Source organism: Qipengyuania algicida (assembly GCF_009828025.1).
Lineage (GTDB): Bacteria > Pseudomonadota > Alphaproteobacteria > Sphingomonadales > Sphingomonadaceae > Qipengyuania > Qipengyuania algicida.
This window is the reverse complement of the sequence record NZ_WTYA01000011.1, coordinates 1-24228: the sequence shown is the minus strand read 5'-3', so window position 1 is coordinate 24228 and position 24228 is coordinate 1. Positions and strand designations below refer to the sequence as shown.

The following is a 24228-nucleotide window of genomic DNA, read 5'->3' as shown; positions in this document are numbered from 1 at the left end:
GGCCTAGGGATAAAACCCGCGCCTTGCGTGACCGTGGAGCGATGAGCCGTAAGCCTCACGCGCCAAGGCGTCACCCTGGCCGCGCGCAGTGGCACGAGCGCCGCCCGCCGCGACACCTTGCGCATGGGTCACCCGTCACGCTGGCACAAGGCCACCGTCATCGTGCGAGACCCGGAATCGTCACCCTTGGCCCCATGCGCCACAGGATGCTTGTCGAGCAGCGGATGGACGCATTTGCGCCGCCTCGAGGAGGCGCGGGTCTTGCGCCACACCTCCATCGACATGTCCCAGTACTCAGCAAATTTGGGCGCCCGCGCGCGCAAGCAGCTTGAGGAAAATCGTGGCCTTGTCGCCCGTCCAGCGGGTGTTGTCGGGCTTGGGTCTGGGTTTGGGTGGCGTGTCCATCCGGCAGGGTTATGCACAAAGGTGGCGAGTAGGAAATGGAAGCGGGTTGCGGCCGTTCGGCAAGCGCCCATCGGTTGCGCCTCGTGCCGCCGATAATCGCCGAATTGCGCGCTGCGGTGAACCGGCCGTCCTCACCGAATTCGTGCAGGCTAGCGTGCCAATCGGGTGTACCACGGCCACGGGGCATTCCGCCCCGATTGGAAGAGACCATGGCCAAGGGCCAGCAGAAGAAGAGCCGCGAAGCGCGCAAACCGAAGAAGGAAAAGGTCAAGACCAACGCGTCCAACCCCAGCACCAAGCCGGGCAGCGTCAAGGGTCTGGAGAATATGCGGAACGGCTAGGGGGCCTCAGCCCTCCCCGCGTTCGACCGGCGGCGGCTGCTGTTTCGCGCTATGCTCCGCCAGCAGCCGGTCGATCTCGGCAATCCGGAGACGCTGCGGCGTATCCCGCTTCAATCCCTTGAGGCGGCATTCGCCCCACAGCTTGCGACGTTCGGATTCGAGGTTCTTGCGGTAGAGATCGGCCATGGGCCGCTATGGGCGCGGGCCCATCAAAAAGCCAGCGCGCGAAAGCCGGTGGCGCGGGCGATTACCGGCTCAGGATTACCGGCTCAGGCGCTTGCGATTGGCGCGGACCGGCCCCCGGTAATGCGCGATGGCGCGACCCGTAGCCTCTTCTGCCGACTGGTTCATGCCGCCAGCAAGGATCGCGGGGAACAGGGTCATCGCGGCGGTAATCTTCTCGCTCACCATCCGCTCCGCCTCATGCTCGGCCAGCCTGCCGCCCGTCATCATTCGCAGGGAGCGCAGCCAGATCACCGCCGACATCTCCGCCCCCAGCACCCAACCCTCGATCGCGAGTTCGGGCCATGTTTTGGTGGGGGTCTTGGTCATGGGAGGTACTCCGGCAGCGAGGATGCTGCATTGCAATAACGGCTAGAGGGGTGGAAGGTTGCGTGGGGCGGGCGCTTGCGACGAAGGAGTGAGAATATCCTTGTAGGTCTCGCCCGTGCAGATGATCCCTCCGGCCGACCATGTGGGAACGCCTGCCAGATTGGTGGGCTTCTTCCACTTGCGCTCCTCCGCCGCATTCGGCGCGGCCTCGGCAATCATGCGGCACGCCTGTTCCAGCGTCGCCGTGCGCCAGTCGTTTGCGTCACCCATCTTCGCGATCCTTTACCCGAACAACCAATGGCCGAGCAGCCGGTCGAAGGGGAAGGTGAAGAACCCCGCGATGAGCAGTGCGCCCAGCACCATCCCGCGCACCGCCCGGCGATGGCGAACCACCTGATGATGGCGCGCGCTCCACACGATGATCGGCACCTGAATGACCGTCCACACCGACAGGATATGGATGAAAGAAAAACTGCCGGGGTTGGTCAGCCGGACGAAGAAGCTCGACACCGCCGTTAGCATCATCGCGCTCACCCAGATCCAGCCGAGCAGCCGATGGCGCGCATCGCCGCGACGACGCAGCAGCATCACCGGGGTCAGCCCCAGCGCCAATCCGATGGTCGCCAGATGCGCCCACACTATTGGCGGCACCTGCGGCCATTCCGCCCGTCCGCGGATCAGCGCGGCGATTACGAAGCCGAGCAGCACCAGCGCGCCGATTGCAAGGACCCGCTCGAACCGGTCGGGCTCAAGGCTGGTTCGCCCGGGCGCGGGCGGCGTGTCGGGTGCCCCCGAAGCTAGTGTGGCCATATGCTTCTCCCCCCTGGAAGTGGTCAGTCGTGCTCGCGCCCGCTCGCACCGATATACAGTTCGCGCCCGGTTTCGTTATAGACCTCACTCATCTTTTCCATGCCTGCTTCAGCATCGGCGACCGGCGCAGCGGCGGCGAGATAGCTATCCGAGTTCTGCTTCGCGGCGAAGTCCCTCACTTCCTGCGTGATCTTCATCGAGCAGAATTTCGGGCCGCACATCGAGCAGAAATGCGCCGTCTTGGCGCCTTCTGCGGGGAGGGTCTGGTCGTGGTATTGCTCGGCCGTGTCGGGGTCGAGGCTGAGGTTGAACTGGTCGCGCCAGCGGAATTCGAAGCGCGCCTTGGACAGCGCGTTGTCGCGCACCTGTGCCGCCGGGTGGCCCTTGGCAAGGTCGGCCGCGTGGGCGGCGAGCTTGTATGTGACCACGCCCACTTTCACATCGTCGCGGTCGGGCAGACCGAGGTGTTCCTTGGGCGTGACGTAGCAGAGCATCGCGGTGCCGTACCAGCCGATTTGCGCCGCGCCGATGCCGCTGGTGATGTGGTCATACCCCGGCGCGATATCGGTGACGAGCGGCCCGAGAGTATAGAAGGGCGCTTCGCCGCAAGCCTCGAGCTGCTTGTCCATGTTCTCCTTGATCTTGTGCATCGGCACATGGCCGGGGCCTTCGATCATCACCTGCACGTCCTGCGTCCAGGCGCGCTTGGTCAGCTCGCCCAGCGTGTAAAGCTCGGCGAACTGGGCTTCGTCGTTGGCGTCGGCGATACTGCCGGGGCGCAGGCCGTCGCCCAGCGAATAGGCGATGTCATAGGCCTTCATGATCTCGGTGATCTCGTCGAAGCGTTCGTAGAGGAAGCTCTCCTTGTGATGCGCGAGGCACCATTTCGCCATGATCGAGCCGCCGCGGCTGACGATGCCGGTGACGCGCTTGGCAGTCATCGGCACGTAGGGCAGGCGCACGCCCGCGTGGATGGTGAAATAGTCGACGCCCTGTTCGGCCTGCTCGATCAGCGTGTCGCGGAAGATTTCCCAGGTCAGGTCCTCGGCGATGCCGCCGACCTTTTCTAGCGCCTGATAGATCGGCACGGTGCCGATGGGGACGGGGCTGTTGCGGATGATCCATTCGCGCGTGTCGTGGATGTTGCGGCCCGTCGAAAGGTCCATGACGGTGTCCGCGCCCCAGCGGATCGACCAGACCATCTTGTCGACCTCGTTCGCGACGTCGGACGCGACGGCGGAATTGCCGATATTGGCGTTGATCTTGACGAGGAAGTTGCGCCCGATCGCCATCGGTTCGCATTCGGAGTGGTTAACGTTGGAGGGGATGATCGCCCGCCCCCGCGCCACTTCGTCGCGCACGAATTCGGGCGTAACGTATTCAGGGATCGCCGCGCCCCAGCTGTTGCCCTCAGGCGCCTCGCGCAGCTTCTCGCGGCCCAGGTTCTCACGCTCGGCGACGTATTCCATCTCGGGCGTGATGATGCCGCGCCGGGCATAGTGCATCTGGCTGAGGTTCGCGCCGGGTTTCGCGCGCAGCACGCGTTTGTGGACGTTGGGATAGGCCGGGACGCCGCCCGAACGGTCAGGGCCGAGCTGGCCGTTGTCTTCGGGCTTGATCTCGCGCGCGTCGTATTCCTCGACATCGCCGCGTTCGAGCTGCCACTGGCGGCGCAATTGCGGGAGCCCTGCGCGAATGTCGATCTGCGCTTGCGGGTCAGTATAGGGGCCGGAGGTGTCGTACACCCGCACCGGATCTTCCCCGCCCTCCAGCGCGATCTCGCGCATGGCGACCTTGCGATCACCGACGTAGATCTTCTTCGAGCCACGGATAGCGCCGGTGGTCACGCCGATTTCGAATTTGCTGTTGATGTCGGCCATGCGGGTATTCTCCTTAAAGCGGAGGGCGCATGTCGGATGCCGCACGCCCACTCCCTCCGCCGATGCTAGTCGGTTCAGGTTCGACGGGTCGTGTGGAGCACACCCACACCTCTCAGCCAAAGCTGGCTCCCCGGGGATGACAGCGCGTCTAGACCTTGCTGCGCATCAGGTCCAGTCGGCGCATGACTTTCCAACTTAGAAAATTATCACTTGCCGAATCGGAAAGTGAAGCCTATCACTTTCCATATTGGAAAATAAGGAGATACGTCATGCAACCGGAAGAAGCCCGTACAGCCCTTGCCGGGGTCAGCGGCGTAGAGGCCCAACTGGCCGAAAAGCTGACCAAATGCCCACCCTGGCGCCATGCTGCTTTCGGGATGCTGCTCGGCATATTGATCACTTCGATCGCGATATCGGGCACTGCCCAGATTATTGGGACCGTGGTGGTGCTGGCGCTCGTCGGGCTGCTGCTGTGGCACGATCTGCGGCGCTACGGCGTGTTCGTGAACGGCTATCGCGGTGGCGCAACGCTGCCTGTCGCGCTTGCCTATCTCGGCACGCTGGTTGTTCTGGTGGTGGCGGCCATGTATATGCGCGAAAATGGCTTTGCGATCTGGAGCAAGCTTGGCCTCGGTGCGATAGCCTTTGCCATCGCCACCCTGACCAGCGTCCAGTGGAACCGCGCCTACCGCAAGGAATTGCGCGGCGGATCGCTGTGAGCAGCGCGATCGACCCGGCGCTCCATGCGCCCGCGCGGTTGCAAATCGCGGCGGTTCTGGCGCGCGTGACCAAGGCGGAGTTCGCCGTGCTTAAGGATGTGACCGGCGTATCGGACTCGGTGCTGTCCAAACATCTCGCCGCCTTGTCCGAGGCAGGCTACGTCAAGCTGAGCAAAGCAGCCCGCGACGGGCGTCAACGCACATGGGCCTCCCTCACCCGCAGCGGCGCCAAAGCCTTCAAGAGCCATATGGCGGCCTTGCAGGAACTGGCCGCCGCCGCCGAGCAGGCCATCGCCGCCGAATAGCCAGCGGCAAATTAACCGGGGGATTACCGCGAATTAACCCGCCCGGGCGGAACCCGCGGTTCGGGCATAGTGTTTCAGCATTGGTCGCAACCAACCGGAGTATTTTCCATGTTCCGTAAATCCCCCAATGCCACCGTTCCCGCTTTTGCTGCCATCGCCGCATTCGGCGCCGCCCTTAGCCTGGCCGCCCCTGCCTTCGCTCATGGCGTCTTGCCGCCACGCGATTCCACGCGCCCGGTCTGCTCGGCCTCGATCACCGACAATTGCGTCCAGCATGAACCCGGCTCGATCTGGTATCGCAATCACGAAAAGGCCATGCTCCATCGCACGGCGTGGAAGCATAAGGCCGAGTGGCGTCAACACGCCGCCAAGAAGGCCTGACGACACGCCCGGACTGGAGCGCGAGAGTTCGCAACCGCTCTCTCGCGCTCCGGCCCTGACCAGCGGAGTGATTCAGTCGATCACTTGCCCGCGCGCCATTACCCACTCGACCTTTTGCAGTATCCGCGCGTCCTTTAGCGGATCGCCATCCACCGCCACCATATCCGCCGAATAGCCGGGCGCGAGCTTGCCTATCTGCTGGTCCATGCCCAGCACCTTGGCCGCCGTGGTGGTGGCGGTGGCGAGCGCTTCCTTCGCGCTCATCCCACAATTATCCTCCATCAGGCCAAACTCCTCGGCGTTGCGGCCATGCGCGGTGACGCCGCTGTCGGTCCCGAAGGCGATCGTCACCCCGGCTGCGCGCGCATTGCGACAGCCTTCGCCCAGATGTCCCAGAGTCATGCGGATCTTGGCTTCGACCGCGGGCGTATAAATGCCCTTGCCCAACCCTTCGCCCACACCCTTAAAGGCGAGCAGTGTGGGCACCAGAACCGTACCATGCGTCTTCATGATCCTGGCCGTTTCGGGCGAGATGAAGGTGCCGTGTTCGATGGTGTCGACACCCGCCAGCGTCGCCGCGCGCACGCCCTGATCAGCGTGGGCGTGGGCAGCGACATGGACCCCCAGCGAGCGGGCGGTGTCGACGATGGATTTCATCTCCTCGTCGGTGAACGCCTGCCCCAGGCTCTTGTCGCCCTGGCTCAGCACACCGCCGGTGGCCATGATCTTGATCCAGTCGGCGCCCTCGCGCACGGTCCTGCGCACCAGCGCGGCGCATTCGACCGCGCCGGTGCAGGTGTTGGCGTTGTGCTTGTCGAGCACCGCCATGACTTCGGGGCGAAAGCCGTGGACATCGGCATGGCCGCCGATCGGTGACAACGGCATTCCCGCCCACAGCACCCGCGGCGCCTCGAACCAGCCTTCGCGCGTGGCACGCACCAGCGCCGCCGAGGCGCGCGGGTCATTGCCCACATCGCGCACCGTGGTGAACCCTGCCTCGACAGTTTTCTTAGCGTTCTTGACGTTGACCATCGCGGTCCATTCGTCAGTATCGATGGCGTCACGCCACCAGTCGCCACCCGGATCGAAGCCAAGATGGACATGGGTATCGATCAGCCCGGGCATCACCGTCTTGCCTGGCAGCTCGATCACCTCCGCGCCCGCCGGTCCGGCGTTCCAGCCCGGCTCGATCGAGACGATCTTTCCGTCGGTTTCGGTGATCGTCGTCCTGCCCATCGGAGCAGCGGCAGGATCGGTGATCACACGCTCGGCATGTATCACCCGCGTTTGCGCACCCACGGGCGCGGCAGACATGACAGCAAGAGCAGCGACAAGCGCGGCGAGCGTAACATAACGCATGAAAATTCCCCTCCCGATTACGCACAGGAGTTTGCGCGTCTGATCCGCGCGGCGCAAGCATCAAGATGTGAAGGCAGCTTTGCGAGCTTTGTGGCCAGAACCTGCCATTCGGCTGGCGACGACATCGCGGACGGTCGCGGGATGATGCATCGAGCAGCCATGACAGGACACGACTTACGAGCTTAATGCATCTATCGTGGTCTCTTGCAGTCGTTTTTTCCGCACGCACCCGAACCGATCGTCAGCTGAATTGGAACCGGTATGCGTACCCCTGCGTTCAGGGAATGTCGTTCCATATGGCGGAGGGGCTGTCCCCCAAGGAACGTGTCCTCATGCAATCTGGTAGCGCCACAATACTCGTCGTCGAGGACGAGATATTGATCCGTATGGACGTCGTCGATCAACTCACCGCTCTTGGTTACGACATAATCGAGGCTCCGTCCGGTCGCGATGCGCTTGAGGCGCTGCGAAATACTGATGATATCCGTATTCTTTTTACCGACGTCGATATGCCAGGCGATCTGGATGGCATCATGTTGGCGCACGAGGTTTCGCGAATATGGCCGGAAATTGGTATTATCGTGACGTCCGGCAAAGCAGCTCTCGATGACGGAGCGTTGCCCCAAGGTTCGAGATTTTGTTCGAAACCTTACATCCCAACTGCCGTCCACGCCGCGATACAAGAGATGCTGGATTAATCAGGGCGAGAGACGGGCGTAGGCTACTCGACTACTGAGGCGAGCGGCAGGGTTATCTGCACCCGCAGGCCATCTGCTCGCCACTCATAGTCGATCTCCGCACCGAGCTGGCTGATTGTGGATGCGACGAGCCTAGTGCCAAAATTCTGGACTTCGGGAGCTGTTGTTTGCGGCCCACCATTCTCGGCCCACTGCATCAAAAGGCCTTCGGGCGTTGTATGCCATTCGATCGAGACTTTGCCACCGGCATCCGTCAAGGCACCGTATTTCGTCGCGTTGGTGGCCAGTTCATGGAAGACCATGGCCAGACCCGAAATCGACTGAGCGTCGACCCTCTGCCCCTCTCCTTTCAGGCAGATGCGGTCGTCGGCATCACCATAACCCAATGGTCCTAGGATCGTTGCAAGCAGCGTACGGATGGACGTCATTTCATTCGACCGCCCGGCCGCGTTGCGAACGATTATGAGATCCTGCGCAGACGCAATCGCGCGCAGCTTCCCATTGACTTTATCGGCCAGATCCCGGGCACTCAGTGCGGCCGGTACATTCAGGTTGATGAGGCTTTGCGCGAGGGCGAAAGCGTTCTTCACGCGGTGCTGGAGCTCCTCCAGAACCAGCGCCGTGGCTTCCTCGGCCCGGTTGCGCATCCGTTCCAGGCGTATCCGCTCGACGGCGATCGACGTGGTCAGCGCGATTGCCTCGATGATCTCGCGATCGAGCTCGGAGGGCTGCCGCGGCTCGCAGTAGTAGTTGGCGAAGGTCCCGAGCACGGTGCCGTCGCCCGCCTTGATCGGAACCGACCAGCAAGCGCCCAGACCGTGCGATAGAGCCAGATCGCGAAAATCGGCCCAGAGCGGATCGGTGGCGATGTCTTCGACGAAGACCGCTTGCCCCGTGGCGGCGGCAGTACCGCACGACCCTTCGCCCTCGCCGATCACCATCCCTTCGATCGCTGCGTTGTATTCGTCGGGCAGGCTCGGGGCGCCACCGAGTTCGAGATGTTCCCCGTCTTCGGACAACAGCAGGATCGACGCCAGCATACCATCTCCGGTCTGCTCTTCGGCAAGGCGCACGATATCACAAAGTATGCCTTCGCGGTCGCCGCCCAGGGCAACACGACCCAGTATCTGTTGCTGGCGACGCCAGACCTCCGAGGGATGCTTATCCGACAATGGGTAGGAAGGGGCCGCGAGAGGATTTTCGGTCTGCAACTTTTCGATGACCGACTCCTCTCAAATTCGGGCAATTTGAAACGACTAAAAGCGTTAGCCGGTGATATCAAGCGCGTAGCCGGGGGTCATGGGAACGCACGACGCCATAGCCCTTGCCGCCAGCGTGTGAAATTGCGGGCCCGTGGCGCACCAAGTCGCCAATTGAATGGAGTTGATCGGTTTCGCGGCAAGGAAACCGGAGGGTTCCGGTTTCCTTCTCAGGCGCCGCTATCCGAATAAATTCGCCGTGAGCAGATCTGGTTGGCAGGGCTTCGTGCGACCTAGAGGGTCGCCGCGGAACCCGCCTTTAGCAATACCGGGTTGGCAAACTGGGCCTTGCTCCAGGCGCAGGCTGCGGCAGCGCCGAGCCCGTGTTGGAAGTCGCTGATACGACCAGCGATGTGCGAAGCCTTCGCAAGCTTGGCCGAGCGGTGGTCATCGTTTGCGGCATCGGCCGCACCCATGAGGGCGCGCTGGTGTTCGGCATATTGAAAATTAAGGTCCATGTCGGCGCTCCTGCTGTTGCGGGAATGCTGATGCATGGCCGCGGGTTTTTGGGTTGCTCAGTCGATCATCGTGGCGACAAGACGTTGCAACTCTGCGATCGGCAAGTGACTGGAATTGGTCCGCTCACGGTCCGCGACTTGTGCATGGGTGGCGCCATAGCGCAGCGAAAGTTTGGGGCGCGACGTATCGCGCAGATTTATTGCATTCATTGTTGTTGTGTTCGGCAGGCTCTGCCCGCCGCCTTATTCTAAAGTGTCAACGCTTGTATCCGCGTTTACGACCACCGCCGGGGCCTTGCCCGGGTGTTCGTTCGCGGAAGACGATCCGACCCTTGGTCAGATCGTAGGGCGTCAATTCGACATGTACGCGGTCTCCAACGACCGATCGGATACGGTAGCGACGCATCTTGCCTGCAGTGTAGCAGATCAGACGATGCTCATTGTCGAGTGTGACGCCGAAGCGCCCATCGGGCAGGATCTCGTCGATCTCGCCCTCCATCGTAATGAGCTCTTCCTTCGCCAATCCGTATCCCTTGCGTACGAAAAAACATCCGCGCGGACGTATTCCGTCGCGGAGCCATAGTGCATGAAAGGGAAGTGGTGCCGATGTCGCGCTGGTGCGCAAACTGCAGCAATCATAATCCGTCGCAAACGACGTTAGGCAATTTGTATATAGCAGCGGGAAAAAAAATTACAATGGTGTTGATCGTCCGGTTTGGAAATTGCCACTGATGTCAGTGTGGCCCAGTGCTGATGCCGTGGATCGACAAGCCACTATACTTGCTGGCGGGACGCGGCGCGTTTCGCCAGCAACACCAGCAAGAACGATGCGATGAAAGACAGCACCGCAAGCATTACCATCATCGCCGGGAAGCCCAGCGCGGGGATCAGCGTTAACGCGAAGATCGGCATGACGATCGAGGGCACCGTATTGGTGAGGTTGAAGAAACCCAGATCCCTGCCCCGTCGGTCCGATCGCGGAAGCACGCGCAATGTCTGCGCCGCATGGAGCGACAGGAACACAGCCGTCGCCGTTCCGAAGACGATATAATTGGCCGAAACCATTGCCAGATCGCGGCTCAACGCCATGGCGATCAGGCCAAATCCGCTAACCGCTGCGCAAACGGCAAGCGGCAGGATCGGGCGGCCATGCCGGTCCGACCAGCGACCGACCAGCAAGGCAATCGGAACAGCCATGCAGAGCACGACGGCAAACAGGCTGGCGACGCTGGTCTCGCTGACATCTTCGCTGACCGAGCGAAAGAACAGAAGAAGGAACGCGAACAGCGAGGATTCAGCCAATTGAACCAGAAATCGCGCCAGCCACATGATTGCCGTCGCACGCGGGATCACGATGGCTTTGCGTCTTTCGGCGACGGGTGTTGGGGCCGTATCGATCGGAACCTTCCGCGGCGCGACGAAGATCAGGACGGGCAGGATAAAGACCGCTACCAGTCCGGCAACCAATGCCAGTTGCACGCCCAACTGCCCGGCAGCTGCCATGGTCACGAAAACGCTCGACAATGCGCCGAGCGCGGGCGCCAGCGCCAGTAGCCCTCCGAGCACCCCCTTCTGACCGTCCGGGACGCAATCGCCCGCCCAGGCCGCCAGCGGGGCAAGGACCATGTTGAGCGACAATTGCCAGATGACGATCAGCAAGATGAATTGCGCCGGTGTCTCAGCGCGACCGAATTGCAGCAGGGCAAACAGATTGACGGCAAGGCCTGCCAGAACCCACGGCCTGCGCGAACGGGTCAGGTCGCTCGCCAGACCGGCAAGGATATTGGCGATGCTAGCCATGATCGCGCCGGAGAACGCCAGTGTCGACAGCCACCAGACGGCATCAGTCTGATCGTGCAATTCGGCAATGCGCGAAGGCAGCAGGATGGTCAGGAAAGGCACATAGGCGATCGATCCACCTGCCCACGCCAATGCGTAGGCGCCGAGGAAGGCCCATGATTGCCGAGCCTCGACCATCGACAGGCTATCGCTGCCCGACCCGGGCCGCTCACTTTCCATTGCATCCCTCTCTGCGCCGCATTCGGCGAGGATGTGCATTCGCACCATTGCAGACGCGAATCCAGCCGCAAAGCGGGCGCTGCACCGCTTGTCCAAGATGCAGCGCCCGCCATTGCGTCAAATGAAGCGTAAGGCTTTCAAGCCGGGGCCAGAGCGCCGAATTTGCCCGCGTTGAAATCGGCGATCGCCTCGCGGATTTCCGCCTCGGTATTCATCACGAAGGGGCCGTGGCCGAAGACAGGCTCGCCCAGCGGCTCTCCGGTCATGACCAGCAATATCGCATCGCCGTCTGCGACGATCTCCACGCCTTCACCATCGAGCGAGAGCCGCGCGATTTCCGCTTCGCCGACGCCCTGCCCGGCGATTTGAACATGGCCGGACAGGACCGCCACCATGCTGGTATGGCCTGAGGGTAGCGGCAGGGTGACGCGTGCATCCGCTTCCAGCCGCACATCCCACAGATTGATCGGGGTGAATGTGCTGGCGGGACCGGAAGTGCCGTCAAACTCGCCCGCGATAATCCTTGCGCGACCGCCCTCGAAAGCAATTTCGCGGATCATATCGCGCGTGATCGCTTGGTATTTCGCGGGCGTCAGCTTGTCCTTCGCGGGCAGGTTCACCCATAGCTGCACCATACGGAACGGCCCGCCCGACTTGCTGTAGCCGGCCGAATGAAATTCCTCGTGCAGCACGCCCGATCCGGCGGTCATCCACTGGACTTCGCCGGTTCCGATCGTGCCGCCTCCGCCGGTGGAATCGCGATGGCTGACCTCGCCGTCATAAACGATCGTCACCGTTTCGAAGCCCTTGTGCGGATGCTCGCCCACGCCGCGCGGATTGCCATTGGTGGGCTCGAAATTCCAAGGCCCCGCATAATCGAACAGCAGGAACGGGCTGATCGCAGCGGTATCACCGTGATAGCTGAACAGCGAACGCACGGGAAATCCGTCACCGACCCAATGGCCGCTGTCATTGCGCAGAATGCTCTCGATTGTCTTCATCGCCTGTACCTTTCCAACGGGCGTATTCTCGCCCCGCCCGGGGCGTTGCTTTCGTGTTGCGCCCTAGATATTGAGACGCTTTCACTCTAACAAGTACGGTCCTTATGGATACTGAAACTCTCACCAAACCCGTTGCAGCTGGTAGGTCGGATTGCCCGGCTGAGCGTACGCTCGAATTCCTTTCGGGCAAATGGCGTCCCATGGTGATCTACTGGCTGATGGACGGTGCGCTGCGTTTCAACGAGTTGCAACGCAGGCTTGGCCCGATCACCCATCGCACTCTGTCGAAAACGCTCAAGGAGATGGAAGGTGCAGGGCTCGTCATGCGCAAGGATTACGGCGAGATCCCGCCGCGGGTCGAGTATTCGCTGACCGAGAAGGGCCGCAGCCTCCAGCCGGTGTTGCAGGCGATGGAGGAATGGTCGCGCACCCACCTCGACTGAAGACGGCGACAACCCGCAAGACAATTTACATTGCGCGCCCCCCGCCGCATGGACACTGCGGAGGGCAAACAACTGGGGCAATTTTCATGAAGAACGTGCTGACTCGCACCCTTGCCGGGATCCTGGCAATCGCACCACTGGCTGCAACGGCTGCCGCCGAAGCACCCTCACCGCCAGCGAGCACGCAGGAAATCTTCACGCCCGATCAGGTCGAAAGCACAGGTTCGGTGACGGTCGGCGGCCAGCACATTGCCTATCATGCCTATGCCGGCAGGCTGGTGGTCCATCCCAAGGGCTGGGACGATACCGAAGATCTGGCAGCAAGCCACGACAAGGACGCCGACAAGCAGCCTTCAGCAGTCGCCGCGATGTCCTACACCGCCTATTTCAAGGATGGCGTACCCGCCGCCGACCGCCCGATAACCTTCGTCTTCAACGGCGGCCCCGGCTCCTCGACGCTGTGGCTTCACATGGGTGCTTTCGGCCCGGTGCGGGTCGTGACGAGCGCCTCACAGCACACCCCGCCTGCCCCCTACAAGATCGTCAACAACGACCACAGCCTGCTCGACGTATCCGACGTCGTGTTCATCGACGCGCCCGGCACCGGCTTCGGCCGCGTTGCGGGCAAGGATGCCGCCAAGTCTTTCTACGGCGTCGATCAGGACATCCATGCCTTTGCCGAATTCATTTCGCAATTCCTGTCGAAGTACAATCGCTGGAACAGCCCCAAATATCTTTTCGGCGAAAGCTATGGCACGATGCGGGCTGCCGGGCTGACGCTGGCGTTGCAGCGCAAGGATGTCGACCTCAACGGCACCATCCTGCTGTCGGACATTCTCAACTGGGATCTGATGCCCGACGATCCGCAGCTCAATCCGTCGATCGACGAACCCTATATCGTCGCGCTGCCGACCTATGCGGCGACCGCATGGTATCACAATCGCCTGCCCGAAAAGCCCGCCGATCTCGAAGCCTTCCTCACAAGGGTCGAAGACTTTGCGACCACCGACTATGCCGCGGCGCTGCTCAAGGGCAATGCTCTTTCAGATGCGGACCGCAAAGCAATGGCCGAGCGGCTGCACGATTACACCGGCCTGTCAGTCGCCTATCTGCTCAAGACCAATCTGCGGATCGAATATGGTGCGTTCCAGAAGGAGCTGTTGGGCGACGCCGACCTCACCACCGGAACGCTTGACACCCGCTTCACCGGGCCGACGCTGGACCCGCTGAGCAAGGTTGCAAGCTACGATCCGCAGAGTGCGGCGATCAGTTCGGCCTATGTGGCGGCGTTCAACACCTATATTCGCCAGACGCTGCACTACGGGCTTGGCCAGACCTACAAAGCCGGCATCGATGTCTATTCAAGCTGGGATTATCGCCACCGCCCGCCCGGCTCGGGTCGGGAGATGATCGCGCTGCCCAACGTCCTGCCCGACCTCGCCGCGGCGATGAAACAGAACCCCACGCTCAAAGTGATGGTCAACGGCGGCTATTTCGATGTTTCGACCCCCTATTTCGAAGGCAAGTTCGAAATGCGCCATCTGCCGGTACCGCCCGCGCTGCAGGCGAATGTGGAGTATCATTATTACCGCTCCGGCCACATGGTCTATGTGATCCCGGAAGTGCTCGCAAAACTCCACGCCAATGTGGCCGATTTCATCCGCCGCACCGACGGGCTGAACTAGAGCGAAAGCTTGACGCCCGCCCAGACGGTTCGCGGCACGCCAAGATCGATCGAACCGCCCTGGTTGCGGGTGTACATCGTCGCGTCGGTGAGGTTCTCTCCGCGCAGGACGAGCGAGACCGGACCGGCGACAGGAAGCTGGATGTAGGCACCAAGCGTCGTTGCGGCGGGTAGCACGTCGGTTTCCAGATCGTCTTCGAACTGCGCCCCGACATAGTGCAGAGTAGTCGCCAGCACCCAACCTCGCTCGGGCCGCCAGCTTAGCGTCGCGCTGCCTGCCCATTGCGGAGTTTGCGCGGGGCGCATCCCATCGAGCGCCGCAGCGGCACCCGATCCGCGAGCGACGGCATCGGTGTAGGCGAGCGATCCGTCCAAACGCACACGCCCGATACCTAGCTGCGCGCTCGCCTCCAGCCCGCGCGCATGGATCGCGTCGATGTTCTGCCGTTGGCGCAAATTGGTGCCGACAGTGACGTTGGCAATCGCGTCGTCGACCCGGTTGTCGAAGGCGGTCAACGACAACTTGATCGCGTCGGTCGGAGCAAAGTCCAGTCCCGCCTCGTACCCCACCAGCCGTTCGTTCTTCAGCGCGGCATTCGCCTCGGTCGTGACCGGAAACACCACGAACGGGCGGTAGAGTTCATTGAGTGTCGGCAGACGCAGGCCGGTGTAGGCTGCTGCACGCAGCTTCACGCCCCCGCCAAGGTGCCAGACCGCACCGCCTCGGAACGATCCCTGCCATCCGGCGCGGTCTGGGTAACTTTCGCTGGTCAGCAGCGCCCCGGCGGCGTCGCGTTCGAGATAGAAGCCGTCGCGGATAGTATAGCGGTCGGCGCGCGCGCCTGCCGTCAGTGTCAATGCGCCAAGAGTCCAATCGTCCTCGGCGAAAAGACCCAGATCGGTGTTCGCCCCGCCCGCGTTGCGCCGCGCGGTGATTGCGCCGGTAAACGCACTTTGCGCATCCTCGTAAAGCTCGCCGATGGATTTGCGGTAATCCATGCCCAGCCGCAGGACGTGATCATCGCCAACAGGCGGTCGCAGCTCGATCTTGCCGCCCAGCCCCGTGGACGGCGTATTGCGTTGGTCGAGGACCGGCAGGAAACGGGTCGAGCTGATCACGATATTGCTGAAATTGCGGGCCTGGACATAGGCGAGCGCGTCGAACTGCCAGCGCCCATGCCCCACCAGCCGCAAGCTGGCATCCTGACCCGAGCTCGAGCTGTCCGCGCCCTTGAAGCGCAAGGTCCGCCGGTCGTCATAGATCAAGGTGCGCGCCTGCAACTCGACCGTATCGCTCAGCGGCGCAACTCCGCGCAATTGTGCCGACCAGTTGTTGTATGCGGCCTTGGCACTGGCTGGCACGCGCTGGTCGAGCGGCGTGGTCCAGAATCCATCGCCACGATCCCAGCTGCCCGATGCAGTGACAAAGCCCGCCCCAAGATGAGCCGAAGCGTTGGTGCTGGCCTGCGTTCCGCCGCGATCGTTCACTAGCACTTCGCCTTCGAACGGCCCAAGCGTATCGGCATCCGCGCTGGTGAGTTCGATCGTTCCCGCCAGCGCCCCGGCGCCAAACGGCCCCGAGCCGCCACCACGCGTCACCTGCATACTGGCCAGCCGGCCCGGGACGATGGCGTTGAAGGGAATGAAGCCGAAAAAAGGATCGGCCATCGGCACCCCGTCGAGCAGGACCAGCGCACGGCTCGTGGCATTGCCGCCAAGCGCCCGCAACGTCACCCCTTGCGCACTGGGGTTGGCAGAGCGGCTATCCGAACGCCGAAACTCCTGGAAACCGGCAACCGAAGCGAGTGCATCCTCGATACTGCCCGATGCGGTCGTGGTGAGTTGCTGGCGGTCGATCTCAGTGCTGTCGTAAGCAGGCGTGCCCGGCGTTTCCCGCAGCCCCTTGCCAGTTACAATGATCGGCGCGTTTTCATCTGTTACCGTCGTCGGGCTTTGGGCCACGGCGACGGACAGAGGAAAAATCGCACCCAAAGCCGCGATACTCGTCAATGATCTTCGGTACAAAAGCATACCCCCGCCGCAGAAATCCCGACTTGGTAAGCTTCCAAGTTTCATTCTGAAAGAGATGGTGCCAGAAGAGGACCCAATTTTGAAGCACAAATCACTGTTTTAAAAGGCTTTGGCAGAGCAGGTACATTAGTATGCCCCCAATGATGCCCCCACTTAATGAAAGTACCCTTGGTCTCTGAGCAGAAGTTCCGCCTGCTGCAACACTGTTTGTACAGCGTCGTCTGCAAGGTCAGGAGGATAACCATAGCGCTTCAAAATACGCTTTACCAAAATTCGCATTCGAGCTCGCGCGCTTTCCCGTTTATGCCAGTCCACCGTGGCATTTCTCTGAAGGTTAATCAGCAGCTCGTGAGCGATGACCCTTAGCTTCTCGTTTCCAAGAACTTCGACCGCGCTCTCGTTATCGGCAAGAGCATCGTAGAAAGCGACTTCTTCTGGCGATAGTCCAAGCTCTTCGCCACGAACTTTCGAGGCTTGCAGCTCCTTCGCCAAATTGATTAGCTCTTGGATCATCTCGAGAGCTGAGATCGCGTTAGCATGATAGCGAGCCACAGCCTCTTCCAACCTTCGCGAGAATGATCGGGCTTCAACGTGATTGGACTGTGAACGAGCAGCGATTTCACCTGCCAAAAGCTTCTTGAGCGCTTCGAGGGCCAGATTTTTTTGCTTGAGCCCCTCAACTTCAGCAAGAAATTCATCGGACAGGATGGAGATGTCGGGCGATTGGATCCCAGCAGCTTTTAACACATCCACAATTTCAGCGTTTGCGACCGCACCGTCAATCAGTTGGCGAATTGCAAAGGCTCGATCGGATGAGCTGGCAGCACTCCCGGATGGAGACTTTGCTAATGCGGCTTTGATCGCTTGGAAATAGCCTACATCATCTCGAACTGTCTCGGCATAATCGCTGGACGCGGCGAGCGCATAAGCCTTCGCTAGTGCGTTGACAGATTGCTCAAAAGCTCGGTGAGCCTGCCTTTGCTTGTCGGGATCGGTGGCCTTTTTGGATTGCTCTTCCTGCCATTTGAGAACCCAATCCAAGCCCGATGCCAAAGCGCTCAGCTTCTCGTTAGGCGAACCGTGCAGGTTCGATTGATAGTCGAATCCATGAAAGATTTCAGACACTCGCTCGAACCATTCCCGAAGCGCAGCAACGGCCTCCTCTTCCGAGACGCCAGTTTTTTCCCGATCGCCGTCGCTGTAATCGGCCAAAGCCGACCTGAGATTCTGTGCGATACCGATGTAGTCAACAATTAGACCACCGGGCTTGTCACGGAAGACTCTGTTCACGCGTGCAATCGCTTGCATCAACCCGTGCCCACGCATCGGTTTGTCAACGTACATTGTGTTCATCGACGGAGCATCAAAACCCATGAGCCACATATCACGTACAATGACCAATTTCAGTGGATCAGCCGGGTCCCTAGCTCGCTTAGCAAGTGCATCACGCCTGCGCTTGTTGCCAATATGCTGTTGCCAATCACTCGGATCGCTTGCTGACCCGGTCATTACAATTTTTACGGCCCCCGCCTCGTCATCGTCCGAATGCCATGTCGGTCGCAGTTTGATAATCTCATCATATAGCGCGACGCATATTCGGCGGCTCATACATACCGCCATTGCCTTTCCATCAAGCGCTTCAAGCCTGCTCTCCAAATGCTGCACAAGGTCAGATGCAACTTGCTGCAATCGCTTTTCAGAGCCGACCAAAGCTTCGACGCTGGCCCATTTCGCTTTTAGCCGCTCTGCCTCAGTCAACGACTCGTCTTCAATCATTGCTTCAACTTCGGCATCGATATGCCCTGCAATGTCTTGATCCAACTCGATCCGTGCTAGTCGGCTTTCGTAGTAGATGGGCACAGTGGCGCCGTCTTCGACCGCGCGACTGATGTCGTAAATGTCAATATAATCGCCGAAAATTGCGGGAGTGTTCTTGTCGCTTCCTTCAACGGGCGTGCCGGTGAACCCAATGAAGGAGGCATTCGGAAGCCCGTGCCTAATGTAATGCGCATACCCATATCGACTCACACCTGACCGAGGATCAATCTTGGCTGAGAATCCGTACTGGCTGCGGTGAGCCTCGTCGGCCACCACGATCACATTGCGTCTGCCTGTAAGCTCCGGAAAAGTTTCTTCGCTTCCTACTGGTGAGAACTTTTGAACCGTTGTGAAAATTACACCACCTGCTGATCGCTCCAAAAGGCGTTTGAGGTCTTCACGACTTTCAGCCTGTTCCGGTTTTTGTCGGATCAGTGACTGGCATAGGCCAAATGTGGCGAACAATTGGTCATCGAGATCATTACGGTCTGTGAGCACCACGATCGTCGGATTCTCAAGCTCGGGCGCTGCAACGGCCAGACCCGCGAAGAATGCCATTAGGAAGCTTTTGCCAGAGCCTTGTGTATGCCAGATCACGCCTATCTTGCGATCACCTTCGGGACGGCTGGCTGCTATCGCTTCCCGCAGAGCTTTTTTAGCGCCATGGAATTGATGATAGCCTGCAACGATCTTGAAAGGCCCTTCGCCCTTGTCGCCGAAAACCGTGAAATCACGGATCAGGCTGAGAAGATTATCTCGATCGAAAACGCCGCGTAGGAGGGTGTCGAGTTCGGCTGTCCCCGGAGGGGCATAGTCTTCACCGTTTATAGTTCGCCAAGGCATGAAGCGCTCTTCACTCGCGGTGAGAGAACCAATCCTCGCGCATAACCCATCGGACGAGACAAGCGCGGCATTCGTGCGAAACAAGGAGGGAACCTGGGACTTGTAAGTCTGCAGTTGCGCGAACGCATTCGACAGTGTGGCATTCTGAGCGCCTGCATTCTTGAGTTCAAGAACTGCGATCGGAAGTCCATTCAGAAAAAGCACCAGGTCGGGCCGGCGGTTGTGACGCCCCTCGATCAGGGTGAACTGATTGACGACGAGCCAGTCGTTCGCAGCAACGTTCTCGAAGTCGATCAGCCATACTTTCTCGCCAACAACACGGCCATCATCTCGCCTAATCTCGACATCGATACCATTGACGATCAAGTTATGGAGGCGTCTGTTCTCCTCGACGAGGTCGGGCGTCTCACTCGAGAGAACTTTCTTGAGCGCAGTCTCGATTACCTCGTCAGGCAAATCTGGATTGATTTGTCTGACCCAGCGTTCAAGGCGCGGGATGAGTATCGCTTCGCCGTAACTCGGACGCTGAGGAGACACGCCGTCCGGCGCGATGTCTGCTCCATGCAGATACATCCAGCCGAGACTACGGAGCGTCTCGATCCCCGCCTGTTCAACCACATCCTCGTTCAAGAAGGCCATTGATCAGGCTTTCTCCGGCACTTGCCAGATCTCCAGTGCAAGCTTCGCGAGGAACTTCTGTCGAGCCAAGATTTGCTCGTGATCCCACGTGTCGAAACTTGGCAAGCGCTTGGCAGCCTTCGTAATCATATCCGACGTACCGATCTTTGCAGCATCTGCATCCGGAACGCACTTGGTTAGTAGGAACTTCGACTGCTGGTATTTGCTCTTCTTCTCCGAGTAAGGCTCATTTCCGATCGAGCGATTTATCGACCGTTCGAGCAAGACCAAATTACCCAACAGACTATCGATTTCCCAATCGCCTGCTCCTTCGCCAAACTCCTCCGCAGCCTTTTTCGAGGGGTCTGTCGCCAAGATGTGCTCGATGTCGTTGTTGCCTCCGACGTATTCGGCGAGACTGTTCCTGCCCTCGCTCTCGCCATAGGCTTCTAAGTCGACATACTGGGTCATCTTGCCGACAAGATACCGAAGCCGAAAACGCCGCAGATCCCAAAAACCAATTTCTTCGAGGGTTTCCTTGAAGTCCTTACGTAGCTTGGCGCGCTCTGGAGCGAGGTTGGACTGCAAGAACTCTTCAAGCTCATCGCCGCTGATAGATCGGATGTCTCGAGCGACACGGACGATGGTCCGCTCGTATTCCTTCGCTGTCTTGCCGGTAATGAGCCAGACGCACATCGTATTCTCGATCTCGCGGCATAGATCGGCGAAACTTTCCCGGTCGAGATGCCGACCTGCCAGCAGAACGATAAAGTGCTGCTTGATGGTCTGCCCACCCAATAGACGCGTGTTCGCCAGTGCGCGCACATGGTTTCCAGCCGTATCTTCGTCATGTACAAAATGGCGATAGGCTTCCGCGCCCTTCAGCAAGCCTGATGCGAACTGGATTGGATTAGCCGCGTGGCCGGTCTGCTTCTCGTTCTTCTGAAACCAGTCGTAGATGTCATCTTCGCGCAGCTTATTATCGACGTTGTAGGTCGCGAGGAGATAATACCGCAGGAAGCGGAGGGGCTTTTCCCTCGCCGTGTAGATCTCATCTGTCAGCTTCTTCCAGATGTCCTTCAGTTTCTGGAAATCGCTTTCCTTGGTGTTCATGAACAGCAAGTTCTTGAGCAAATCCATCGCGTCCAGACCGACGCCGCGATCATTGATCGTCTCGAAAATCTTCAGGGCCTTAGCGATAGTCGGCGTTTCGATTCGGATGATCTTCACCTTGTTGGTGAGATACCCGTGGAAACGCCTGATCGCGGCTGGGTCGTCTTCGAGCGTGACCTTTAGAAACTCGCGAACGGTTTGGTAGGCGTTGCTTATGTTGCGTATCGAGCGCGTTCCGTCCGTCACCGCCTCCAGGGCTTTGCCGTCCGCAATTTCCTTCAGGATGTCTCCGGAGTCCTCATACTGAAGGTCCAGGCGATACCGCTCTACGCTTTCGCCTTGCCAATCGACGGTGCTTGCCGCGATCTGGCTCTTCAGTTCTTCGGGCACCGTTTCTTCGAGTTCCTCGATAGCATCCCTGATCGCGCACAACGTCAGATACGATGTCGTCGTCCGCTGCTGGCCGTCGATCAGTTCGAAAACATCATCCCTCCCACGGCAAACCACGATGGTACCGATGAAATACTCCGGCGCGTCGGATTTGGTCGCGTTGTCGTATTCATTGAAGATGTCGTTCAGGAATTGCTCGACCTCCTCGCCACCCTCGCCTTTGGGGTTCGTCTCCCCCCAGACATACTCGCGCTGGTAATCAGGCACGCGGTAGAAATCCTGAAACAGGCGTTTCAGAGTCATGTCTTCGGAATCGATGCTTTGCTCAGTCATTGGCCTGCGTCCATTTCTCGCGGTAGAAGCCGATCATCCTTCGTGCGCAGATTTCGGCCATCTCTTTATCGATGCCGTTCGAGAGGAAAAACCGCCTAAAGGTGACCTTGAGCGCTGCCATAGTTGATGGGTGGTTCGGCCAGTCTCTTGTGGCTTCCTGGTAATACAGGGAACTGATCTTAGGTGCCCATTCTCGGAGGGTTCCAACCCTGACCAAGCTTCGTCCGGTCAAAACACCTCGCAGCAATGTTACGATTTGCTCGCGCTCTTCACCCGGCTGGCGAGCGATTTCGGCTGGATCATATTTCTTAAGCCGTGTTTTCTCCGCTGCGCGCTGAGCTTCTTCTGCATCGATCCGTTCCGCTTCGATAATTCTTGTCAGCCAGTCATTGCAGAATTGAGATGCTCCGCCAGGATCGGGAAAGAGGTTCGCATGATGAATATTCATCTTTCGGAGCGTGTTTAGGCACTCGTGGCGATTCACATTGGGGATGTGAATCTTGCTCACGTATTTGCCGACATCGTTGGGATCATCCGGGTTGATCACTTCGCTTTCGGAGAGGTTGTTCAAAAGAGCCGACACAATGTTGTCACTGCCTGCCGGGGTGACTGTAAAAAGCCCAGCCTGGTTAACCAGCCGAGCATTCTCATGGTGGGTTGGCTCAAAGATCCAATCTCGCATGTCGCTATCTGCCCGGATGGCCGCCATATTTAGGCAGAAAACCGCGCGGGAAGGGTTCTGCATCCCGTCGGGATCCGGTTCCGAAAATGCGAAGAACAGCGCTACATATGGAGACTTGGTCCAGTCAATTAGAGGTGTTCTGAGACCGTGATGTTGGCCGAAGGCCCAAATCTCTTCCTCTTCCAGTTTGCTTACATCAAGACCTCGACCGCGCATCGCCAGACGGAACTGGTCCAACAAGTCTGTTTGATGTGCGGAAGGCACGCTCCCGCTGGCATACATTCGCGAGAGGGTCGAAGAGAGGTGCCAGTCGAATCCTCGCTGACCTCGATACACCATCTCCCCACGCGCCAAATTGTGCTCAGGTCGGCGCATGATCTCGATGAACTTTTCCCAGCTTTCCACTTTGCACGACGGGATAAGGCCATCAATCGTCTCGTTTGCGAAGCCGAAGTCCGGATATTCGGGTAGCCTGTCGAGATGAGATCTTCGGCGAACTTCGACTTCAACTTTATTGGTTCGGCCAAGATCAAAGGTCTGACGCGGTCTCTCTTCGGGCATTAGCTAGCACCCCCCTCGGACTCACAAGCAACCACTTTCCCTGACATCAAGCGCGGGAGGAGATAGTCACGAGTTTCGGCCAGAGCCCGAGATTCCGCCTCCGCCGCGTCAATCCGGTTCCTGAGCGACTTTGCAAGTTCAGTGAATGCGTCGCGCACTGGCTGATCTGACGACACTATCTCGAGCCGGTAAGCGTTGTTGCGGTTCAACCCAGGCACGGCGGCGTCGGTGTTCATCTTCTCAAGGCCGAGGGTTTGGAGAAGTTGCCAAAGGTACTCTAGCGAGAAACCTAGCTTAGGCTGCACATAGAACACCGTGTCGATCGCGTAGAAATCGCCAGCTTCCCAAAAAAGGCTTCCTACCGTTCCTTTGCGCCCGACAATGATTCCGGGACCTTGAACCAAGGCGACATCATGCGATCCGCCGATGCCTCCTGAACCGTACACAGGAACGGAGCCCTCAATCCTCGCGGTCTTGGGCAGAGCTTTGCCATATGCAAGCGTGAGCGCGTCTTCCAAGGTCTCAATTGACCAACCGATGGGTATACCTTCGGCTGACAAAGCCTGAGGGAACAACGCAGCCATATTATCCGCCTGCGCTTGATCGCCGACCAGCCCTCCAAGGATTTTGACAGGGTCGGTAGCGCCTTCTATTTTTCGGCGGACTGGACCGAAATCTACGAACCAATCCTGGAAGATGGCCTGTGCCATTGCCTCAAGGGTCGCGTTCATTTGTCGGTTCAGTTCGATTTTCCGATCAAATGAGGCAGCTAACTCGCCAATCCGTGGCTGATCTCTCTTGTCCACATTGGGAAAAGGAAGATTCTTCAAAAAATCCGTATCGAACTTTCCAGCACCAATCCCTGTAACATCGAGATTATCTGCCAAATTGCGACGCTGGATCTCGAGGGCATAATGCAAAAAGACAGGATCGACCCCATGCTTGGGGGTCAGCGCTTTTACATCTTGGTTAAACGCCACATCCCGTTCAGCGAAGCATATGGGAATGTAATTGAAAAGGCCGCTTCCACGCACCAGCAACAAGGTTGAGCCTGCTGGAGCGAGGCGTGAGCCTTTTGCTAACCCCGCCTCGGTAAGATTAAACTCACTCGTTGAGAGAAACCGTCGGTCCATATTCGAGGCGCTGAACCAAGGTATGTTGCCTCCCCAATAGGCAGTGTTGTCTTTCTTTGGCGTACCTCCTGACAGAAAGTTTGCCGCATCACTCATCTTCATTGGCTGCCCCCAGCGCACTCATTACCAGCGCTTCCAGTCGGGATGACTCCGCAAATTGCTCGATGAGAGCCCCTTTCAGTGTTCCAAACCGCTGCTCGAACGGAACACCATCATCCTCTATTGCTTCACTGCCAACGTAGCGCCCAGGCGTGAGAATGTGACCTTCCTTCGCAATCAAGTCATTGCTGACCGATCGACAAAAACCAGCTTGATCTGAATAGCCCCTAGATTTGTGGACGTCTTCTTTCCTAAATTTGAGGACAGGAGGCGACGATGAGGAAGGCTAATTT

27 protein-coding genes are annotated in these 24228 nt (G+C 59.4%); 7 read left to right on the top strand and 20 right to left on the bottom strand.

Features of this window, described 5'->3' with window-relative positions:
* Nucleotides 1–3: 3 nt before the first annotated feature.
* Entirely contained in the window at nt 4–132 is a 129-nt protein-coding gene (locus GRI58_RS15805) for a hypothetical protein (protein ID WP_272916351.1), read from the bottom strand.
* Nucleotides 129–284, bottom strand: a complete 156-nt coding sequence (locus GRI58_RS13140) for a hypothetical protein (RefSeq protein WP_160754063.1) — start codon at nt 282–284, stop codon at nt 129–131. Before GRI58_RS13140 ends, GRI58_RS15805 begins: the two co-directional genes overlap by 4 nt.
* Before the next feature lie 330 nt (nt 285–614).
* Here GRI58_RS13140 and GRI58_RS15800 point away from each other — a divergent pair, with 330 nt between their 5' ends.
* On the top strand, nt 615–746 hold the full coding sequence (locus GRI58_RS15800; protein ID WP_272916350.1) for a hypothetical protein: 132 nt from the start codon (nt 615–617) through the stop codon (nt 744–746).
* Between the two features lie 6 nt (nt 747–752).
* Here GRI58_RS15800 and GRI58_RS13135 read toward each other — a convergent pair whose 3' ends face one another.
* From GRI58_RS13135 to thiC, 5 genes are all read right to left on the bottom strand, one after another.
* Nucleotides 753–932 carry a hypothetical protein gene (locus GRI58_RS13135; RefSeq protein ID WP_160754062.1) on the bottom strand — a complete coding sequence of 60 codons (180 nt, stop codon included), beginning with the start codon at nt 930–932 and terminating at the stop codon, nt 753–755.
* A gap of 75 nt (nt 933–1007) precedes the next feature.
* On the bottom strand, nt 1008–1298 hold the full coding sequence (locus GRI58_RS13130) for a hypothetical protein (protein WP_160754061.1): 291 nt from the start codon (nt 1296–1298) through the stop codon (nt 1008–1010).
* A gap of 42 nt (nt 1299–1340) precedes the next feature.
* A complete protein-coding gene (locus GRI58_RS13125) occupies nt 1341–1568 on the bottom strand; it encodes a hypothetical protein (protein WP_160754060.1) in 228 nt (75 codons plus the stop codon).
* A gap of 12 nt (nt 1569–1580) precedes the next feature.
* A complete protein-coding gene (locus GRI58_RS13120) occupies nt 1581–2108 on the bottom strand; it encodes a DUF2306 domain-containing protein (RefSeq protein WP_160754059.1) in 528 nt (175 codons plus the stop codon).
* 23 nt (nt 2109–2131) lie between these two features.
* Nucleotides 2132–3988, bottom strand: a complete 1857-nt coding sequence (thiC, locus tag GRI58_RS13115) for a phosphomethylpyrimidine synthase ThiC (RefSeq protein WP_160754058.1) — start codon at nt 3986–3988, stop codon at nt 2132–2134.
* A gap of 269 nt (nt 3989–4257) precedes the next feature.
* On the opposite strand from thiC, the gene GRI58_RS15705 reads away from it, so the two are divergent.
* The 3 genes from GRI58_RS15705 to GRI58_RS13105 all read left to right on the top strand — a co-directional run bounded on the left by GRI58_RS15705 (nt 4258) and on the right by GRI58_RS13105 (nt 5393).
* Complete coding sequence (locus tag GRI58_RS15705; protein WP_237452310.1) at nt 4258–4707, top strand: hypothetical protein; 450 nt, start codon at nt 4258–4260, stop codon at nt 4705–4707.
* The gene (locus GRI58_RS15700; RefSeq protein WP_337190985.1) at nt 4704–5012 is read left to right on the top strand and encodes a transcriptional regulator; all 309 of its coding nucleotides are present in this window, start codon (nt 4704–4706) and stop codon (nt 5010–5012) included. Before GRI58_RS15705 ends, GRI58_RS15700 begins: the two co-directional genes overlap by 4 nt.
* Nucleotides 5013–5120: 108 nt before the next feature.
* Nucleotides 5121–5393, top strand: coding sequence for a hypothetical protein (locus GRI58_RS13105; RefSeq protein ID WP_160754056.1), 273 nt, complete (start codon nt 5121–5123; stop codon nt 5391–5393).
* 72 nt (nt 5394–5465) lie between these two features.
* Here GRI58_RS13105 and GRI58_RS13100 read toward each other — a convergent pair whose 3' ends face one another.
* The gene (locus GRI58_RS13100; RefSeq protein WP_160754055.1) at nt 5466–6752 is read right to left on the bottom strand and encodes a metal-dependent hydrolase family protein; all 1287 of its coding nucleotides are present in this window, start codon (nt 6750–6752) and stop codon (nt 5466–5468) included.
* Between the two features lie 296 nt (nt 6753–7048).
* Here GRI58_RS13100 and GRI58_RS13095 point away from each other — a divergent pair, with 296 nt between their 5' ends.
* On the top strand, nt 7049–7450 hold the full coding sequence (locus GRI58_RS13095; protein WP_160754054.1) for a response regulator: 402 nt from the start codon (nt 7049–7051) through the stop codon (nt 7448–7450).
* 23 nt (nt 7451–7473) lie between these two features.
* On the opposite strand, the gene GRI58_RS13090 is transcribed toward GRI58_RS13095, so the two are convergent.
* The 6 genes from GRI58_RS13090 to GRI58_RS13065 all read right to left on the bottom strand — a co-directional run bounded on the left by GRI58_RS13090 (nt 7474) and on the right by GRI58_RS13065 (nt 12187).
* Entirely contained in the window at nt 7474–8661 is a 1188-nt protein-coding gene (locus tag GRI58_RS13090) for a sensor histidine kinase (RefSeq protein WP_160754053.1), read from the bottom strand.
* Nucleotides 8662–8942: 281 nt separating this feature from the next.
* Entirely contained in the window at nt 8943–9167 is a 225-nt protein-coding gene (locus tag GRI58_RS13085; RefSeq protein WP_160754052.1) for a hypothetical protein, read from the bottom strand.
* Nucleotides 9168–9224: 57 nt separating this feature from the next.
* Entirely contained in the window at nt 9225–9377 is a 153-nt protein-coding gene (locus GRI58_RS13080) for a hypothetical protein (RefSeq protein ID WP_160754051.1), read from the bottom strand.
* A 46-nt stretch (nt 9378–9423) separates the two neighbouring features.
* On the bottom strand, nt 9424–9690 hold the full coding sequence (gene infA / locus GRI58_RS13075; protein WP_160754050.1) for a translation initiation factor IF-1: 267 nt from the start codon (nt 9688–9690) through the stop codon (nt 9424–9426).
* Between the two features lie 251 nt (nt 9691–9941).
* Nucleotides 9942–11186: an MFS transporter gene (locus tag GRI58_RS13070; protein ID WP_237452309.1), complete on the bottom strand. Its 1245-nt coding sequence runs from the start codon at nt 11184–11186 to the stop codon at nt 9942–9944.
* Nucleotides 11187–11323: 137 nt separating this feature from the next.
* Entirely contained in the window at nt 11324–12187 is an 864-nt protein-coding gene (locus tag GRI58_RS13065) for a pirin family protein (protein ID WP_160754049.1), read from the bottom strand.
* 104 nt (nt 12188–12291) lie between these two features.
* Here GRI58_RS13065 and GRI58_RS13060 point away from each other — a divergent pair, with 104 nt between their 5' ends.
* Both GRI58_RS13060 and GRI58_RS13055 read left to right on the top strand, forming a co-directional pair.
* Nucleotides 12292–12630, top strand: a complete 339-nt coding sequence (locus GRI58_RS13060; RefSeq protein ID WP_160754048.1) for a winged helix-turn-helix transcriptional regulator — start codon at nt 12292–12294, stop codon at nt 12628–12630.
* Between the two features lie 86 nt (nt 12631–12716).
* Nucleotides 12717–14315 carry a S10 family peptidase gene (locus GRI58_RS13055; RefSeq protein WP_160754047.1) on the top strand — a complete coding sequence of 533 codons (1599 nt, stop codon included), beginning with the start codon at nt 12717–12719 and terminating at the stop codon, nt 14313–14315.
* On the opposite strand, the gene GRI58_RS13050 is transcribed toward GRI58_RS13055, so the two are convergent.
* The 6 genes from GRI58_RS13050 to GRI58_RS13025 form a co-directional block, all read right to left on the bottom strand.
* Nucleotides 14312–16345, bottom strand: coding sequence for a TonB-dependent receptor plug domain-containing protein (locus GRI58_RS13050; protein WP_160754046.1), 2034 nt, complete (start codon nt 16343–16345; stop codon nt 14312–14314). The two genes, GRI58_RS13055 and GRI58_RS13050, sit on opposite strands and share 4 nt — an antisense overlap.
* Nucleotides 16346–16498: 153 nt before the next feature.
* A complete protein-coding gene (locus GRI58_RS13045) occupies nt 16499–19645 on the bottom strand; it encodes a type I restriction endonuclease subunit R (RefSeq protein WP_160754045.1) in 3147 nt (1048 codons plus the stop codon).
* Between the two features lie 3 nt (nt 19646–19648).
* Complete coding sequence (locus tag GRI58_RS13040; RefSeq protein ID WP_237452314.1) at nt 19649–21430, bottom strand: DUF262 domain-containing protein; 1782 nt, start codon at nt 21428–21430, stop codon at nt 19649–19651.
* A gap of 22 nt (nt 21431–21452) precedes the next feature.
* Nucleotides 21453–22703 carry an FRG domain-containing protein gene (locus GRI58_RS13035; RefSeq protein WP_160754043.1) on the bottom strand — a complete coding sequence of 417 codons (1251 nt, stop codon included), beginning with the start codon at nt 22701–22703 and terminating at the stop codon, nt 21453–21455.
* Entirely contained in the window at nt 22703–23938 is a 1236-nt protein-coding gene (locus GRI58_RS13030) for a restriction endonuclease subunit S (protein WP_160754042.1), read from the bottom strand. The genes GRI58_RS13035 and GRI58_RS13030 overlap by 1 nt, the downstream gene beginning before the upstream one ends.
* On the bottom strand, nt 23925–24116 hold the full coding sequence (locus GRI58_RS13025; RefSeq protein ID WP_160754041.1) for a type I restriction endonuclease subunit M: 192 nt from the start codon (nt 24114–24116) through the stop codon (nt 23925–23927). The genes GRI58_RS13030 and GRI58_RS13025 overlap by 14 nt, the downstream gene beginning before the upstream one ends.
* Nucleotides 24117–24228 lie beyond the last annotated feature (112 nt).